Here is a 15,709-nt window from a genome sequence, read left to right as displayed (position 1 = left end):
AATGAGGGCATTGTAGTCGTCGCAGGTTATGCCTTCTCAAGAAGGACCCAAAATTGTTGGAACGAGATCATGGCTTGAGGTGGTTTACAATGATAGCGAGTGTCTCTTCAACCTTATCAAATCGGTTATCGATGTTATCAAGTCGGTTGTCAATCCTGTTAAAGCGTTCACGATTTTCCTGCTGGTTGGCATCCACCTTTTTGTTCAGTGTCTCAATCGCTATTTCATGGCGCACACTGTGCAGGAACAGTTTTTTAATATCATTCTGTGCGTTTTTAACGCTGGTTTCTATTTGATGAATGGCATTCCAGAGCGCATCACTGTCTTTATCGTGGTTCATGAGGACAACTTCTGATTATTCTTGATGGGTTGAGAATAGCAGATAATTACCTCGTTCCCGCGAGGACCCGTGGGAACCAAGTGTCTGTGTGTAATGAAGCTTGATTGCACTATTCTATCCGGCAGGTTTTGGCACCCAGGCTTTACACCACCCTTCCGGTTCTACGGAGTTTGCCGGGAATAGCCTGCAACCCTGGTTTTCAGGGGTATAGAGTGCGCAATTCTCACACTTTCGACCGTCCTGATAACCATCTATGGATTTAGCGGCCTCCTGCGTTTTTTTGTAGGAGAGACCCATTGCTGTCGGGCTGGACTCATCAAGGGCCGGAAGTGCATCGGCACGGGCCTGACGACCGGGAATATCAAGAAGAGGAATAAGCGCAGAAGCAACAGCCAGTTGTAAAAACCGACGCCGGGTGGGTCCGCGCTTCTCAGAATCGAATGATTTCTCAGACATGGGATGACCTCATCGTACTTTTATGTTTTTTAAGCCTGATGATATCAGGGCTTAAAACTTTTTTTCTTATACGAACGGGTATATCTCACGGATCATGCGAAAAATCAATTCTCTAGCCAGGTTTTCAGTGCTTCCAGGCCGATACCAGAGTATGCGCTGATCTCGAATATCGCGGAGATGCCCGCAGCCTTCAGCACTTTTCGGGAGAATACCGGGTCTGCTTTTTCGCTATCGATCTTGGTGATGATGCCAATCACTTCCAGGGCTGATTAATCCGGGCCATACCAACTACTCTGGGGTCTTTGGCATTTTGCTGGTTAATCATGGCAAAGTAGAATGGACGATCAAAATTAAACTGGAGACGTTCATTATGAGGGATAAAACAATCGGATACCATCATACATGATGCTGCAGCTACCTGTGCACCCTGTTCATCAATAGTCAATGCAGCCTTATGTGTGCCGCTGGCTAAAGCCCCTGGGTATTCTGTTGTAAATTGATAGTCGAATGTGAATTTGGGCAGAGTGAGTTTTGCCTGATCCTCTTTTGTTTTGCCCAGAATGAGCGTTAGTCCATCTGTCAAAACTCGATTGAGATCTTCACTGTTTTGATCCGTTGCATCTTGTGGGGGTAGAACAAGTACGGCCTTAATCCCTCTTTCCTCAACAGGAACAGCTACAAAATCATAGCCTTCTGAATTAATGTGGGTGATAGAGCTGGTATTATTGCTGCTTTCCATCCACTGTATTTCAGGGTGGATGATTTTATTCCATGTCATTGCTGAACTATTTACGCCATCCATCAATTCAAATGGCTCACGCCATGAAAGATGTTGTAATAACCATGTGACCAGTCGAAAGGCAAGGTTTGGATTTTCCAGGCTTCCGGCATCAAGAAAATCAGTAATCATGCCTTGTGTGTCTTTTGTAATTTGTGCATTGAGTTCTGCTGTAGCCTGTTCATATCCCTTTTGCCTTAACTCTGCACTGGTAGTATGTGGAATCTGTAGTCGTGCCAATGCTTGATCAACATAGACTCTTTTTGATTGAATATGTATGCCCTCTGCAGTGTTCTTGATATTGAGTCGATTTGGTTCCGACTCGATAGCATCACCTTTTAAACCCGCTTCATTCATTACTCTGGCGGTAATTTGCTCCGTTGTTTTTACCAGTAGCGGTGAAATAATTACGTTAGCCGATCGGTTATATAATGTCTCTTGAACAAATTGCTGCACATCACTTTGAAGACTTTGACAATAGAGTGTGACAGCTTTCGGTACTATCTTGTGAGTACCTGAAAAGCCAATACCCTGTGCTGGTGACAATGATGGTGATGTTAAAGAGTATCTATCAGCAGTTGCAAGATTTTGAGTTACATTATTTGGTGTAGGCGTTAGATTTTGCATTTTTCTTTTAAACCTCCAAGCTCAATATTTCTTGTTTGAACCTGCGCATTCCCTCTCATCCGAATAAGGCAAGTCCAGAATACTTCAGGATAGAAGATGTAGTGGTGCTGTAAACCATTGGTTGAAAAAATTATTATTAATTACTGATTTTTTGAATTATGTTACTGATCATTGGTTTTTATTAGTGTTTTTTGATGTTGAGATTCCGGGTGGCTTTTATTTGGCTATGGTGATTTTCAGACTGTTTATTTAATGCTTTTCTGCAGCAAAGCCAATTTATTTTTGACAGTGAAGGCTAACTAGAATGACGACTAAAAAAGCGTTTGCATCTTCAGGCGATCTGGAACAAAAAAAAGAGACACTGGAAGTGCTGGCAGACGGTGTTTATGCCTTCACTGCTGAGGGTGATCCTAATGTTGGCGCCATTGAGGCGGAAGACTTCCTTATTGCTTTTGAGGCTCGGGCAACCCCAAAGGCGGCTTCTGAGTGGTTAAATGAACTCAGAAAGCATACAACTAAGCCTGTTAAATATCTGGTGTTGTCTCACTACCACGCAGTACGGGTGTTGGGTGCATCCGCCTTTTCTGCTGAATCGATTATTACCCATGAGAACACCAGGTTGCTCATAGAAGAACGTGGTATGGATGACTGGGAAAGTGAGTTTCGCCGCATGCCCAGGCTGTTTCGTGAACCCGGGGGAATCCCGGGGCTGACCCATCCGGATATTGTGTTTAACGATCGATTGGAAATTCCGCTGGGTGGGCTTCGGGGAAGTCTGGTGCTTGAATACTGTGGGCGAGGTCATACGGCCGGAGACATTTGTGCCTGGTTGCCCCGCCACGGCATTTTGTTTACCGGTGACCTTGTCGAAGCACAGGCTGCGCTGTATACCGGTGATGCGTTTCATTTTGACTGGTCCACCACAACACTGGATAAGGTAAAAGCATACGGTGCAGAAGTTTTGGTCGGTGGCCGGGGAGCGGTGGTTCATGGCCGGGATCGTGTTGATGCGGCTATCGAGCAGAGTCGTACGTTCCTCAATACCATGATTGATCAGGTAGGAGCGGTTTTTAACAGCCAGGGAACGTTAAAAGAAGCGTTTGTCGCATCTCATAAAAGCCTGGCTCCTCAGTATGGTGCCTGGCCCATTTTTGAGCACTGCCTGCCGTTTGATGTTCAGCGCCTCTGGGATGAGTTTGAAGGTATTGAGTGGCCCAGAATCTGGACTGCAGAGCGGGATCAGGAAGTTTGGGCTCAGTTGCAGGGCTGATAGCATGGTAATAGGCAATGCCTAACGATTGGCAGGGTAGAGATGCGAAGAGTTGATAAACAGATGAAGACCCTTGTCTTGCGTACTTTCCGGCTGACCATAAAAATTTATATATGACTTGACTCTCCCCGGTGAAATCCGTTTAATACGCCTCGCACATCGTTTTCGTTATTTTGTATTTGTCGTCTGAATAGCGCCTGGGTAGCTCAGTTGGTAGAGCAGCGGATTGAAAATCCGCGTGTCGGTGGTTCGATTCCGCCCCTAGGCACCACGCTTAAACAACGTCAAAACCAACGTCAAAACATGGGCGCATAAATTTAGCCTGGGTAGCTCAGTTGGTAGAGCAGCGGATTGAAAATCCGCGTGTCGGTGGTTCGATTCCGCCCCTAGGCACCATTCAGAAAGCCTTGAGTGTTTGCTCAAGGCTTTTTTTCGTTATGGGTTGGCTATTTAGAAAGCTGAGTGACAAGCAAGTGTAGGGTATTTGCGTTGGAACTTTTTTATGAAAAATTGTACTAATTAATATATGTAAAGATAAAAATTACCCGGGCGCCCGATTGATTTTCAGGACGTTAAGGAGATCATTCCCATGACTGCAGCAGGTTCGATTCAGACAAGCATATCCAGCAGTATTGCCCGAGCCGTTGATGCTTTTGAGGCTGACCGGGGAAATGATCACTGGTGGAAGTCCCGTACTGTTCAGGCTGTCGTTGTCGGTGTTGGCATTTTGACCACGTCTGCCTTGATATCCGCAACCTGTGTCGTTGCAGCCACCGTCGTTGGGGTGTTAACCGCAGCCATAGCGATCGGCTGTACAGTGAAATATCTTTATGATCGGTCTGTTGCACCAGCAGCGTCTCTGGCAGAAGCGGTTCCTGAGCCATTTGATCCACGCCATCTTCAGCGCTTTCTGGATGCCCAGGCCTACGGATTTCAGGGGCGGACTGCCCCATACCATCAAGCGTTGAGAGAACTGCAGCAGGGCAGAAAAGAAGCTCACCATATCTGGTATACGCTGCCAGTGGTTGTCGGAGTTGGTGTTTCACCAACTGCCCGACATTTTGCATTGAAGAGCCTGGGAGAAGTCCGTGCGTATTGTGCTAACGAGACGCTTAACGCTCGCTTGATTGCCATGTTACAAGCCATTAACAGCCACCAGAAAGGTGAGCCGATCGAATATATTATGAATGGACCCTTTGATACCGGTAAATTATGGTCCTGTGCAACGATTTTTTACCTGGCAACCGAGGGGGTAATCAGCCAGCGTGCTCTGAATCAGGCTTGCATGGATACACTGAACCGGTATTTTGGTGGCGTTAAGCCGGGTAATCTCTGTCCAATAGCTTCAAGCTGTTTTGACCAGTGGCAACAACAAAAATAAATATCATCCGGGTGGTGTTGTCCTTGGAACATTCGGAGGTACTGCGAAACCGGATCACTGACATTACTGGCTATCCCCGATACGGTTCAGTGATCGTTGGGAATAGCCCAAAGGATGGGATTGTCAGGATTTTTTGTCTTCCGGCACATAGCCTTCAGCGGTATCAATAGCTTCACCGGAGAAGTATTTATCCATTTGTTCCATCAGGTATTTCCGCGTTTCCGGTACCAGCAGGTTCAGGTGCTTTTCATTGATCAAACGGGTCTGGTGAGCCTGCCATTCAGTCCAGGCTTGCTGAGAAACGTTTTCAAAGATCCACTGACCTTTTGGGCCGGGTAGTGGAGGAACCATCAGGCCTTCCGCTTCTTTTTTCAGTTTTACGCATTTAATCATTCTGGCCATTGTTATCTCACCGCTTCAGTATCTGTGGATTGAGGGTATCATAAAAATTCCCGCCACTCAGGAAGAGCAGCTGACCTCCAGTTTTTTGCCCCATTCAGGGGGCTTCTGTGCATAGTGCTCAAAGTCAGGATGTTCCTCGCAGGGAGAAACCAGGACATTCATCAGATTTTCAATTTCCCGGTAGTCATCTTGCTCTGCCTTTTCGATTGCCTGTTGTGCCAGATAGTTTCTGAGGATGTACTTCGGGTTCACCTGTTTCATTTGTTGCTGTCGGGTTTGATCATTCAGGGGGTTTCTCTTGAGTCTTTTCTGATAGATGTCCAGCCAGGGGGCAAGTGATGAATTGCTGGTTAACTGCGCCAGTTGTTCACTGGTTTGCTCCGAAGGAAAACTGCTGAGGATTCGGAAGAATCTAGTGTAATCACAACGACTGTCGTGCAATAGCTGAAGCAGATTACGAACCAGTTCAGCGTCGTCTTGCTCTTCTTCGGCCAGCCCCAGCTTGTAGAGCATCAAACGGGTGTAGGTTTGGGTGTAGATTTTCGGGTATTGATCCAGGGCTTTCTGGATTAACTCACCATCATCAAACAGGGGGACCAGTGCCTGGCCCAGCCTGCCACAGTTCCAGTAGCCAATGTCGGGTTGCTGGCTGAATGCATAGCGACCAGAGTGGTCTGAATGGTTGCAGATATAGTACCAGTTAAAATCATCCATAAAACCATAGGGGCCATAATCAAACGTATCCCCGATAATGCTCATGTTGTCGGTATTCATAATGCCGTGAGCAAAACCGGCAGCCTGCCACTGGGCAATTAACGTTGCTGTACGACGAACGACTTCTGAATAAAACCGTTGGTATCCCCTGTCACTGCCAGCGATTGCTGCCATCCCTTCCAGATCATGAAAGTGCTGTTCAATGGTGTAATCAGCCAGCTCTTTCAGGGCCTTATATCGCTTCTTTCCGCTTGGGGCTGAGTAATAGAAGTATTCAAAGTGACCAAAGCGGATATGGCTTCTGGCCAGTCTCAGCAATGTTGAGCCAGCTTCCGTGGTTTCCCGATAAACCGGCGTGTCACTGGTCACTACGAACAAGGCACGGGTCGTGGGAATACCCAGATGGTGGAGCGCTTCTGAGGCGAGATATTCCCGGATACAGGAGCGCAGAACGGCCCTGCCATCACCAAACCGGGAGTAGGGGGTCTGTCCGGCACCTTTCAGATGCAGGTCCCACTTTTCTCCCCGGGTATTGACCAGCTCGCCCAGCAACAACCCCCTGCCATCACCCAATTGAGGGTTATAGGCACCAAACTGATGGCCGGAATACACCATGGCGAGTGGTTCTGAGCCAGGCCATGCACGGTTTCCGGAACCGATCAGTGTCAGCTCTTCCCGGGTTTTCCATGAGTCTTCAAGGTCAAGCAGCTGGCCGGCTGATGCGCTAAAGGCTACGAGTCGCGGGTTTTCCAGAGGAGTTGGGTCCAGCTTTGTATAAAAGTAGTCTGGCAAACATGAGTAGGTATTGTTGAAGTGTCCGCCATCAAGGTTATTCATCCCTGTGGTGCTCCCGAATGATTTACCGTTGTACAGTTTACCCGGTCTTTGTGCGTTATACATGTATTCTCACAAAAGGCTTATTGTTGAACTTATAGCCAGTTTTTCTGTCAGAAATATTGAGCTGTTCAAAAAATTATGGCTCTTTTCGGGTTACAGACTGCTCTGCAATGAAAATTGGCCAAAGGCCTTGATATACAATGCCTTCAGGAAACTGCTGGCTAAATATTGCCAAGCCCTGCCACAGGAGGATTCCAGCCTGATTTATGAAATCAGCAGTCTGCAATACGAAAAGAGCCAAAATTATAAAGGAGGTTTTGCGATGAGTTCAGTGGAACTGGGCGTTTTGGACGCCATGTCTTACTGTTGGAACAAGCATGAGGACAGCTTCATCCTTGCTCGTTCGGTAAGAGCCATTGCCGGGGCGGTGAAAGCAACTTTTACCACATACACCGTCTCCTTGAGTGATGCTGTGGCGGTGTTGAGGCTTAACCCCGAGGCCCGGTTTGCTGAACCCGTCAGACGGGCATTGGCTGCGTACAGAGTATCCCACGCAGCTGACACTTCCAGTCAACTTCGCTCCCCCTTAATAGCCCAACCAGCCCGGGTGCCGGTGAATTCGCCATTCTCATTTTCGTTAGCAGCAACGGATACAACCCGGGTTCAATTGATAAGCGGAAACCTGACATTATCAGCAGTAAATGACGCTTATAAAAAGATGAGATCTGCCGCAGGGGAAGTGTGGATTGCAAACGCCGGGGTTAAAAGTCGCGCAGTGGCAGTGGATGCTGTAGACAGCATGGTATTTGGTAATAAAAACCATGATGTTCTATCGAAATATCTGTTAACTATTACCCACCCAACCCATGGAGGGTGCTCGATTGAAGAAATGCTTCAGGTGAGAGACAGGGTGACTGGCCAGCTGAAGCTGGTGCGTATTGGCTCATTCAGCGAAGCGGTTGACGGATCAACAACCGGAGGGGGCGGTTTCCCCGGATATTCAGCGGTAAGCGCTACCAAGGCTGGTTATTATTTGAAAAATCTCGTGGTTAAGGACAAATATGGCAATGATTACCAGCCCTACAGGCAGACCAGGTTTGGTTTAGGCCACCATGACAGGAACAATGTAGGCACTATGTGGAGCTGCGGTTTTGATGTACTGAGATTGGAGCTTTTCCATGCCACCGGCTATAAATTTTCATTTCAGGTCCTGGTCGCTTTTTTAGAAGAAATGATCAGCGCCAGTGAGTATGCAGACGATTTGAGAAGGTCTATGGCCAGAGACCATTATCCTATGACCAGGACGGTCATGAAGTTGTTTCTTTCCAACATCGGGGCATCACCAGAGTACCCGGATTTACTGGTGGAAGAGGGGGCTGTTGATGAGCGAAGAGTCTCGGCAGAGGACAGAAACGGTGATGGCCGTGTCAGGGTTTGCAAGCGTCGGGAGATATTGGACAGCACAAACTGGGACTACTCATCAACAGCCATGCTTTGCCAGCCAGCCCACGCTTTTGGCCTCTGCCGAAACAAGAAAACGGATGGCACTTACGAATATATGGTCTATGACCCTCACAACTTCAGCAGAAGTCCCGACTTTTACGCCTCACCTAATGGTATGGGGCGAAAGATTTTTACCTCCGCCGAGCAGGCCATTCACTATGTAACGACAGAGAAAGGGGGTCACAATGGCAAGCTTGACGGCTTCTATCGACTCCCGGATGCCGCACTTTGCTTCCTGCGGGACAAGATGATGAAAACCAAAGGCCGACTGGAAGCTGAAGGCATCGGTTTCTAGAAGTCATGGCGAACCCTGGCAATAAATCCATCTACTGTAAAATTATCTGCCCAATGGTGTGAGTAATTGAAGGTAATGGTGGTATTGCTCTGAATTTCCATAGTCATGCTGGCATCAAATTGGTAGCGGTTGGCATCTCTGTCAGCACCATTGATCAGGAAGTTTTCACCCCCAGCTGCAAAGTGCGCAGTGATGGCAATCGGATCTTTCTTGAAATCGTGAAAGCCCATCAGCCGGACCTCTGGCTTGATGACCATAGCGTCGGTAGTGATCTCTCCTGCCAACTTCAGACCGGCACCCAGTTCCATGATGTCATATTTTCCATTATTGACCTGATCATAAGATAAGTAAGCCTGGGCAGGGTCTCTGGCTGACTCGGAATAATCGTCGGTTTTGATGGTGTAATAATCAAAGGCTACCTGAGGCTGCCAGCTCCACTCATCACCCAGGGGATAGGTGTAGCCTGCTATCATGCCTACCCCCCAGCTCCGGGTATGGTATTTTGCATCATGCAGGCTGTCACCAACGAAGCGATGCCCGGTATTTTTGCCAAAGGAGTAGCTCATTCGCCCGTCAAAGAAAAAATCATCTTCTATGTAGGATGAGTAAAGACTGAAGATATTCGTATCAGTATCAATTTTGTTTCTTGAGCCATCGCTTCCTTCTACTTTGCCATTGGCATAGGTGTAAGCAATACCGACTTCAATATCCTGATCCTCTTTCAGAGGGTTATCCGTGCCAATTGAAAAACCATTGGTTTTGGCATGATAACCCGGAACATTATCCTTAATATCTTGCGTTGCCTTACTGTAGGAGTATTGAACCCATGCGCTGCCAGTAGAGAAAATATCCCCGGTGTTGATACCGGTTCGTTTGCCGGACATTCGGTCATCAAGGGTTTTACCTGCAGCTTTCAGTGCCAGGTTGGCATTGTGGATAGCATGGGGAGAGATGGCCGGGGCAAGCTCTGCCGTTTTCGTATTGTCTTTACCGACATTGTAACTGTTCAGCACCCCCACATAAATCTGGAATTTTCTGATTTTTATACCATCCTCTTAAGCACCATTTTTCCACAATATTCGCCAGCATGATTCCAGGCTAAGTTACCGTTAATGGTTGAATCAGCTAAACTCCCATAAAATCTACGTTGTAGGGGAGTGATATGCAATCTGAACTCTTCCAGAATTTTATTGATTCCATTTCAACATTAACCAGTGAACAGCGAGACATTCTTAACAACTCGCTCCTTAGTACTCAAATAGAGGTTACCGAGGTAGTAGAAACCACTGACTCTGAACCTGTTTACAGTGAATCTATACCCAATAACGATAATGCAACACCTGACGTAGAAAAGAGCATACTTGCCCAATTTGCCGAAAACCCCAGGTGCCCCAAATGCAAAAGCCATAGCGTTGGTCGCTGGGGCATACGAAATGGCCGACAGCGCTACCACTGCAAGACTTGCGACTCAACGTTTAACGCCTTTAGTGGAACGCCTTTGGCAAGGCTCAGGCACCCTGAAAAATGGAACAAGTACCTCGCAGGTATGACTCACTCTATGGTCTTGCGACCAGCTGCTGCTGAGAATGCCATTGACTTGAAAACTGCGTTCCGCTGGCGTCACCGCTTTCTTGAAGTGATTAATAATGATCAAGCAGAAGAGCTTTGTGGCATTACTGAGCTTGATGAAACATTTTTCCGTGAATCCTTCAAAGGGCAAAGAGAAGGCCTTCCACGGCCAACCCGAAAGCGGGGTAATGATCCCAACAAAGCCCGAAAAGTCCCGGTAATGGTGGCTCGGGACCGTAATCGAAATACCGTTGACGGTGTATTAGAAAACGAAAGTGCTAATGAATTGTGCAGGCATTTAAATGGCCGCATATCGATACAGGCCACGGTCTGTGCGGATGCACACCTCGCTCACGAAAAACTTGCTGACAAAGCTTGGATTTGTCTTCAAGGAGCTGGTGACATCAGCAGGTCAACATGTTGTTGAAGGCATCTACCACATCCAGACTGTAAATTCTTATCACAGTCATTTAAAACGCTGGATTGGCGGCGTATTCCAAGGGGTTGCAACTCGTTACCTTCCCCATTATCTGGCCTGGAGGCGAGAACTGACGGCAGCAAAAAAATTAACTGTTGGCCGGTTGATCAGCAGAATTACTGAACATTGGTGCTTCGGTGCTTCCAACCATTAACGGTAACTTAGCCATGATTCCAGAACTACCCGCAACTATGTCGGCTGAGATTCTCTTGAAAGAGAATGCAGAGCTGCGGATGAGAGTTGCCTGTCTGGAAGAGCGATGTCGAGAATTGGAAGAAAAGGTTGGCAAGAACAGTCAAAACAGCAGCAAGCCGCCATCGTCTGATGGTTATCAAAAACCTTGTAAAAACAGTAATTCTCCAGATCATTCTGACGACCTTTCCGCAGATAAAGGTACCGATCCATCGGATGAAAAACCCAATCCTAAAAGTCTGAGACAGTCTTCTGGTAATAAAGCCGGTGGAAAGAAAGGGCATCAGGGCACTTGTCTTAAACAGGTCGATATCCCTGACTATATTGAGTACCTTCCGGTTAAAGAATGCAATAAATGTCAGGCGTCTCTTCTTGATAGTGAGCCGGTCAAATATATTGAACGACAGGTGTTTGAACCAGGGAGACCGGGTGAATTTGAAGTAACGGCCCATAGAGCTGAAGTAAAAATCTGCACTTGTGGTTGTCGGAATCAGGCTGAATTCCCGGAAGGTGTTACCGCTGCCGCACAATATGGCTCAGCCACACAGGCTATGGCCGTCTATCTTAACCAATACCATTTCCTGCCTTTTAAGCGCGTGTCAGAGTATTTTAATACTCTCTATAAAATGAGTGTAAGTGCAGGCACTGTCGCCAATTTTGTGGCCAGAACCTATGAAAATCTGGCTTCTACTGAAGAGGTTATTCGTGACGCCTTGCGGGAATCGTCTGTTGCCGGAGCCGATGAAACGGGTATGCGGGCCGAGGGCTCTTTGCACTGGCTACACGTTATGCGGGATGAACAATGGACGCTCTACTACTTGTCTGAAAAGCGAGGTCGTGAGGCCATGGACACGATGGGCATACTGCTAACATTTGCAGGCGTTCTGGTTCATGATCATTGGAAATCCTATTTTGCATATGCGGCAACTCACGTACTTTGCAATGCCCATCACCTGAGGGAGCTTTTGGGTGTTGTTGATAGGGACAGCAATCAACTGGCGTTGCGATTGATGAAGCTACTGAGGCTTTCCGGGGCTTTTACAGGTTGGCGGATGAAAAGTGAGGGGTTGCAACAGAAATAGCCTTCAGAGGAAGATTGATTTGTAAGGATCAAAACTTCTGAAGGATCAGACATGTCTGCAACCCCATCACTTCGTCCTATGTTCGCATTTCCTGGCTGGGTAATCGAGCGAATTGATATTGACTGGAATATCAAACATGCCTTTGTCCATCTCCGTCGGGATGGCCGTATACAACACGTCAGATGTAGTAAGTGCGAAACACCTATGGGGCAGATGAAGACAAACGATCGAAGCGTTCAGGATCTGCCACTGGGGACTCTTCAGGTAAATCTTCTCTTCACTGCATTTCAAGGGCGTTGCTCTCGTTGCGGTAATATAGAAACAGTCACGCCTCCGGGGCTTGCACCTAAAGCTCAAGCAACAGAGCGACTTAAAAGGCATGTCAGCCATCTATGCCGCTATATGCCATGTGACAAGGTTCCTGAATTCATTGCTATCTCTGGCGGCACCGCTCGTCGCTGGGATAAAGAGATGCTCATGAAGATGCTGCCTGCACCCAAGCGGGATGGTATTCGCGCTCTTCTTATCGATGAAAAATCCAGGCTCTTGTAGGATTTCAGACTGCTACTGGGTTGAACATTGCTGAAGCCCTTTATCTACAAAGGTTGTCAGCATATTGTCCGGTAATGTTGCTCAATCCTTGTTTTTCGTGACCTACAGTCAGTTTTCACTGTAGAGCAGTTCGTAATCAAAATAGAGCCTTTCGCCTTATGGGCAGAGTGCCCGTCAGCCACAACCAATACCGGCCGGTCATGAGTGCGCACCAGCTGTTTCAGGAAACGAATAAACTGATCAGCATTGAAGCGACCATTGATGGTCATGTAGCGCATGGTGCCTTCGCCACTGACAGCAGAAATCAGATTGATACCGAACCGCGCCCCTGTTGCTTCTACGACAGGTGTTCGGCCTTTCTTTCCCCAGGTTGTGCCGCTGTGGTAGTCAGAACGTGCGCTGCTCTCATCAGCAAAGTAGATAGTTCTCGTCCAAAAACGCATCAGGCAATCATAATTAGATTGTACGTTCGTTTTGATATTTCCTGAAGGCTCTTTTCCAATTCCAGACTGCTATGTAACCAGCAAGTTGACTAAGGGCTGAAGAAGACTTTTGCCTCTTCGGCCAATATTATGCAAAAACTCAAAAAAGCCAAGGTAAAGGGGTAAAGCCTCTTGGGATATTCCCCTGTGAGGCCTTAGCCACGAGCGTAGAAGTGACCAAAACCCCTCCATAGTATTAACATGCACCTCGTAAATACCGTCTTTGTCATCATCACGAGCATACTCACCTTTGCCGTGACAGACCGTTTTATGTCTGAAGCCCCAGCTTTCAAGGTCATCATAGATGTTGTATTCATCGGTATAAATCTGGCTCTGTGGGGCTACGTGTTTCTTGATAAATGGTTCGATTGTCGCCTTCTTAACGTTCGACAGCATGTTGATAATGACCTGACCTCCCCTTTGAATCATTCCCAATACCGGCGGTTTGTCTTTTTCAAGAGTCCCACGGCCCGGAGCGCCTTTAAGCCTTCTTTTTCTCGGTGGACGATCCAGATTTTTTTAATGCTTCAGGGTGTCCCTTGTGACCAGCTACAATGTAGACCTCGTCGAATTCAACTTCGCCATCAAGAATCACTTCAGGCTTTCGGTCAACAACACCATTTCGTAAGACTGTGGTCATATGGTGTGCATCACTGACACACAGATCAAGTTCCTGAGCTATCTGGCTGTTGGAGACGTTCAGCCCCATTAAATAGAGACAGGCAATCCAGACTTTGAGTGGTCGGTGGTGTCCTGCGAAAACCGTATTTGTCAGGTCATCGAAGTAGCGCTTACAGGACTTACAGTAATAGTGCTGGCACTCTACCTGCACATTGTCGTGTCCATTCTTTTTGACATTCTCAGAATCACAGTGCGGACAGAGAACAGTGCCATCTGGCCAGCGGTTCTCACGGATCATCTCAAAGCAGGTGTCATTACTGATGATATCTGAGATTCGGCCTATATTCATGGTCAATGCTGGCGATGGCTAATTATATCCACCAAGGATAGTTCAGCAGTTCGGAATTCGAAAAGAGCCAAAATCCATTGGTAAGGGGCATCATTTTTTAACCGTTGCTCTGAATGCTGATACCGGTGAAACGCTGTTCCTTGGTGAAGGAAAAAAGAAAGAAGTTCTGGATCGGTTCCTTTCCAGTCTGACAGAAGAACAAAAAGCAAGCATTGAATGCGTTGGTATTGACCGTGGTGGAAGCTATCAGGCTTCAGTGAGAGAGCATCTGCCAAACGCCGATATTGTATACGACAAGTTTCATATTATTGCCAATTACAACGATGTGATTGACCAAATCAGGCGCAGGGAGTGGCGACAGGCAGAAGAAGAGGACAAGCCGTTTATCAAAGGGCAACGCTTTAACCTGTTCAGAAATCCTGAGAATTTAACACCAAAAGGGCAAAGTAATCTGAAGGAGTTGTTAGCCATGAATGAGGATCTCAATCAGGCATATATCCTGAAAGATATGCTAAAACAGCTATGGACGTACAAATATAAAGCCTGTGCCAGAAAGTGCCTGGACAACTGGATAGCACTTGCCAAAGAAACAGGGATATCCGAGTTAAAGAAGTTCGCCAAGGGGTTAGACAGAGCTAGAGAAGGGTTACTGTCATACTGCCAGCATCGTATAACCAGCGCGAAAATCGAAGCCTTCAATGGGGTTATCAAACGGATCATCTATAAAGCATGCGGTTACAATGACCTTGATTACCTATATTTGAAAAGGCTCTTTTCGAATTCCGAACTGCTGAACTATCCTTGGTGGATATAATTAGCCATCGCCAGCATTGACCATGAATATAGGCCGAATCTCAGATCTCATCAGTAATGACACCTGCTTTGAGATGATCCGTGAGAACCGCTGGCCAGATGGCACTGTTCTCTGTCCGCACTGTGATTCTGAGAATGTCAAAAAGAATGGACACGACAATGTGCAGGTAGAGTGCCAGCACTATTACTGTAAGTCCTGTAAGCGCTACTTCGATGACCTGACAAATACGGTTTTCGCAGGACACCACCGACCACTCAAAGTCTGGATTGCCTGTCTCTATTTAATGGGGCTGAACGTCTCCAACAGCCAGATAGCTCAGGAACTTGATCTGTGTGTCAGTGATGCACACCATATGACCACAGTCTTACGAAATGGTGTTGTTGACCGAAAGCCTGAAGTGATTCTTGATGGCGAAGTTGAATTCGACGAGGTCTACATTGTAGCTGGTCACAAGGGACACCCTGAAGCATTAAAAAAATCTGGATCGTCCACCGAGAAAAAGAAGGCTTAAAGGCGCTCCGGGCCGTGGGACTCTTGAAAAAGACAAACCGCCGGTATTGGGAATGATTCAAAGGGGAGGTCAGGTCATTATCAACATGCTGTCGAACGTTAAGAAGGCGACAATCGAACCATTTATCAAGAAACACGTAGCCCCACAGAGCCAGATTTATACCGATGAATACAACATCTATGATGACCTTGAAAGCTGGGGCTTCAGACATAAAACGGTCTGTCACGGCAAAGGTGAGTATGCTCGTGATGATGACAAAGACGGTATTTACGAGGTGCATGTTAATACTATGGAGGGGTTTTGGTCACTTCTACGCTCGTGGCTAAGGCCTCACAGGGGAATATCCCAAGAGGCTTTACCCCTTTACCTTGGCTTTTTTGAGTTTTTGCATAATATTGGCCGAAGAGGCAAAAGTCTTCTTCAGCCCTTAGTCAACTTGCTGGTTACATAGCAGTC

General features: G+C 47.1%; 17 protein-coding genes, 2 tRNA genes and 2 pseudogenes. 11 read left to right on the top strand and 10 right to left on the bottom strand.

Translation table 11 applies throughout. The features are described 5' to 3' along the window. Positions 1-67: 67 nt before the first annotated feature. The 4 genes from MJO57_RS29245 to MJO57_RS29230 all read right to left on the bottom strand — a co-directional run bounded on the left by MJO57_RS29245 (position 68) and on the right by MJO57_RS29230 (position 2,201). On the bottom strand, positions 68-340 hold the full coding sequence (locus tag MJO57_RS29245) for a hypothetical protein (RefSeq protein ID WP_252020814.1): 273 nt from the start codon (positions 338-340) through the stop codon (positions 68-70). 114 nt (positions 341-454) lie between these two features. Next, complete coding sequence (locus MJO57_RS29240) at positions 455-796, bottom strand: high-potential iron-sulfur protein (protein WP_252020811.1); 342 nt, start codon at positions 794-796, stop codon at positions 455-457. A 104-nt stretch (positions 797-900) separates the two neighbouring features. Next, positions 901-1,053 carry a EutP/PduV family microcompartment system protein gene (locus tag MJO57_RS29235; RefSeq protein WP_252020809.1) on the bottom strand — a complete coding sequence of 51 codons (153 nt, stop codon included), beginning with the start codon at positions 1,051-1,053 and terminating at the stop codon, positions 901-903. After that, entirely contained in the window at positions 1,050-2,201 is a 1,152-nt protein-coding gene (locus tag MJO57_RS29230; protein ID WP_252020806.1) for a serpin family protein, read from the bottom strand. Before MJO57_RS29230 ends, MJO57_RS29235 begins: the two co-directional genes overlap by 4 nt. A gap of 304 nt (positions 2,202-2,505) precedes the next feature. Between MJO57_RS29230 and MJO57_RS29225 the strand changes: the two genes are divergently transcribed. From MJO57_RS29225 to MJO57_RS29210, 4 genes are all read left to right on the top strand, one after another. After that, positions 2,506-3,471, top strand: coding sequence for an MBL fold metallo-hydrolase (locus MJO57_RS29225; RefSeq protein ID WP_252020803.1), 966 nt, complete (start codon positions 2,506-2,508; stop codon positions 3,469-3,471). A gap of 195 nt (positions 3,472-3,666) precedes the next feature. After that, a tRNA-Phe gene (locus MJO57_RS29220) sits at positions 3,667-3,742 on the top strand. A gap of 49 nt (positions 3,743-3,791) precedes the next feature. After that, a tRNA-Phe gene (locus tag MJO57_RS29215) sits at positions 3,792-3,867 on the top strand. 193 nt (positions 3,868-4,060) lie between these two features. Continuing rightward, positions 4,061-4,852: a DUF1810 family protein gene (locus MJO57_RS29210; protein WP_252020801.1), complete on the top strand. Its 792-nt coding sequence runs from the start codon at positions 4,061-4,063 to the stop codon at positions 4,850-4,852. 123 nt (positions 4,853-4,975) lie between these two features. Here the strand turns inward: MJO57_RS29210 and MJO57_RS29205 are convergent, their stop codons facing one another. Both MJO57_RS29205 and MJO57_RS29200 read right to left on the bottom strand, forming a co-directional pair. Further along, entirely contained in the window at positions 4,976-5,254 is a 279-nt protein-coding gene (locus tag MJO57_RS29205) for an oxidative damage protection protein (protein ID WP_252020799.1), read from the bottom strand. A gap of 57 nt (positions 5,255-5,311) precedes the next feature. After that, positions 5,312-6,805 (bottom strand): YdiU family protein, encoded by a 1,494-nt coding sequence (locus tag MJO57_RS29200; protein ID WP_252020797.1) that lies wholly within the window; start codon positions 6,803-6,805, stop codon positions 5,312-5,314. Here MJO57_RS29200 and MJO57_RS29195 point away from each other — a divergent pair. After that, positions 6,774-8,603, top strand: a complete 1,830-nt coding sequence (locus MJO57_RS29195) for a hypothetical protein (RefSeq protein WP_252020795.1) — start codon at positions 6,774-6,776, stop codon at positions 8,601-8,603. The two genes, MJO57_RS29200 and MJO57_RS29195, sit on opposite strands and share 32 nt — an antisense overlap. Here the strand turns inward: MJO57_RS29195 and MJO57_RS29190 are convergent. Then, complete coding sequence (locus MJO57_RS29190) at positions 8,600-9,616, bottom strand: autotransporter outer membrane beta-barrel domain-containing protein (RefSeq protein WP_252020793.1); 1,017 nt, start codon at positions 9,614-9,616, stop codon at positions 8,600-8,602. The two genes, MJO57_RS29195 and MJO57_RS29190, sit on opposite strands and share 4 nt — an antisense overlap. 149 nt (positions 9,617-9,765) lie before the next feature. Here MJO57_RS29190 and MJO57_RS29185 point away from each other — a divergent pair. The 3 genes and pseudogenes from MJO57_RS29185 to MJO57_RS29175 all read left to right on the top strand — a co-directional run bounded on the left by MJO57_RS29185 (position 9,766) and on the right by MJO57_RS29175 (position 12,476). Continuing rightward, positions 9,766-10,804: pseudogene (locus MJO57_RS29185) on the top strand (IS1595 family transposase). Positions 10,805-10,817: 13 nt separating this feature from the next. Next, a complete protein-coding gene (locus MJO57_RS29180) occupies positions 10,818-11,924 on the top strand; it encodes an IS66 family transposase (RefSeq protein WP_252020791.1) in 1,107 nt (368 codons plus the stop codon). 51 nt (positions 11,925-11,975) lie between these two features. Beyond that, positions 11,976-12,476 (top strand): hypothetical protein, encoded by a 501-nt coding sequence (locus tag MJO57_RS29175; protein ID WP_252020789.1) that lies wholly within the window; start codon positions 11,976-11,978, stop codon positions 12,474-12,476. 56 nt (positions 12,477-12,532) lie between these two features. Here the strand turns inward: MJO57_RS29175 and MJO57_RS29170 are convergent. The 3 genes and pseudogenes from MJO57_RS29170 to MJO57_RS29160 all read right to left on the bottom strand — a co-directional run. Beyond that, positions 12,533-12,898, bottom strand: a pseudogene (locus MJO57_RS29170) (transposase); the annotation flags it as partial. 90 nt (positions 12,899-12,988) lie between these two features. Beyond that, complete coding sequence (locus MJO57_RS29165) at positions 12,989-13,471, bottom strand: IS1595 family transposase (protein WP_252026893.1); 483 nt, start codon at positions 13,469-13,471, stop codon at positions 12,989-12,991. After that, complete coding sequence (locus tag MJO57_RS29160; RefSeq protein ID WP_252018524.1) at positions 13,440-13,928, bottom strand: transposase; 489 nt, start codon at positions 13,926-13,928, stop codon at positions 13,440-13,442. The genes MJO57_RS29165 and MJO57_RS29160 overlap by 32 nt, the downstream gene beginning before the upstream one ends. Before the next feature lie 37 nt (positions 13,929-13,965). Here MJO57_RS29160 and MJO57_RS29155 point away from each other — a divergent pair, with 37 nt between their 5' ends. The 3 genes from MJO57_RS29155 to MJO57_RS29145 are packed head-to-tail and all read left to right on the top strand — an operon-like array spanning position 13,966 to position 15,704. Further along, positions 13,966-14,742: an ISL3 family transposase gene (locus tag MJO57_RS29155; protein WP_371924927.1), complete on the top strand. Its 777-nt coding sequence runs from the start codon at positions 13,966-13,968 to the stop codon at positions 14,740-14,742. Positions 14,743-14,764: 22 nt separating this feature from the next. Beyond that, positions 14,765-15,253: a transposase gene (locus tag MJO57_RS29150; RefSeq protein ID WP_252018121.1), complete on the top strand. Its 489-nt coding sequence runs from the start codon at positions 14,765-14,767 to the stop codon at positions 15,251-15,253. Continuing rightward, positions 15,222-15,704: an IS1595 family transposase gene (locus MJO57_RS29145; protein WP_252026893.1), complete on the top strand. Its 483-nt coding sequence runs from the start codon at positions 15,222-15,224 to the stop codon at positions 15,702-15,704. The genes MJO57_RS29150 and MJO57_RS29145 overlap by 32 nt, the downstream gene beginning before the upstream one ends. The last annotated feature ends 5 nt before the right edge of the window (positions 15,705-15,709 follow it).

Origin of the sequence: Endozoicomonas sp. SCSIO W0465, assembly GCF_023716865.1 — a bacterium.
In the GTDB taxonomy this organism is placed as follows: Bacteria; Pseudomonadota; Gammaproteobacteria; order Pseudomonadales; family Endozoicomonadaceae; genus Endozoicomonas.
This window is presented reverse-complemented; position numbering and strand designations above follow the sequence as displayed.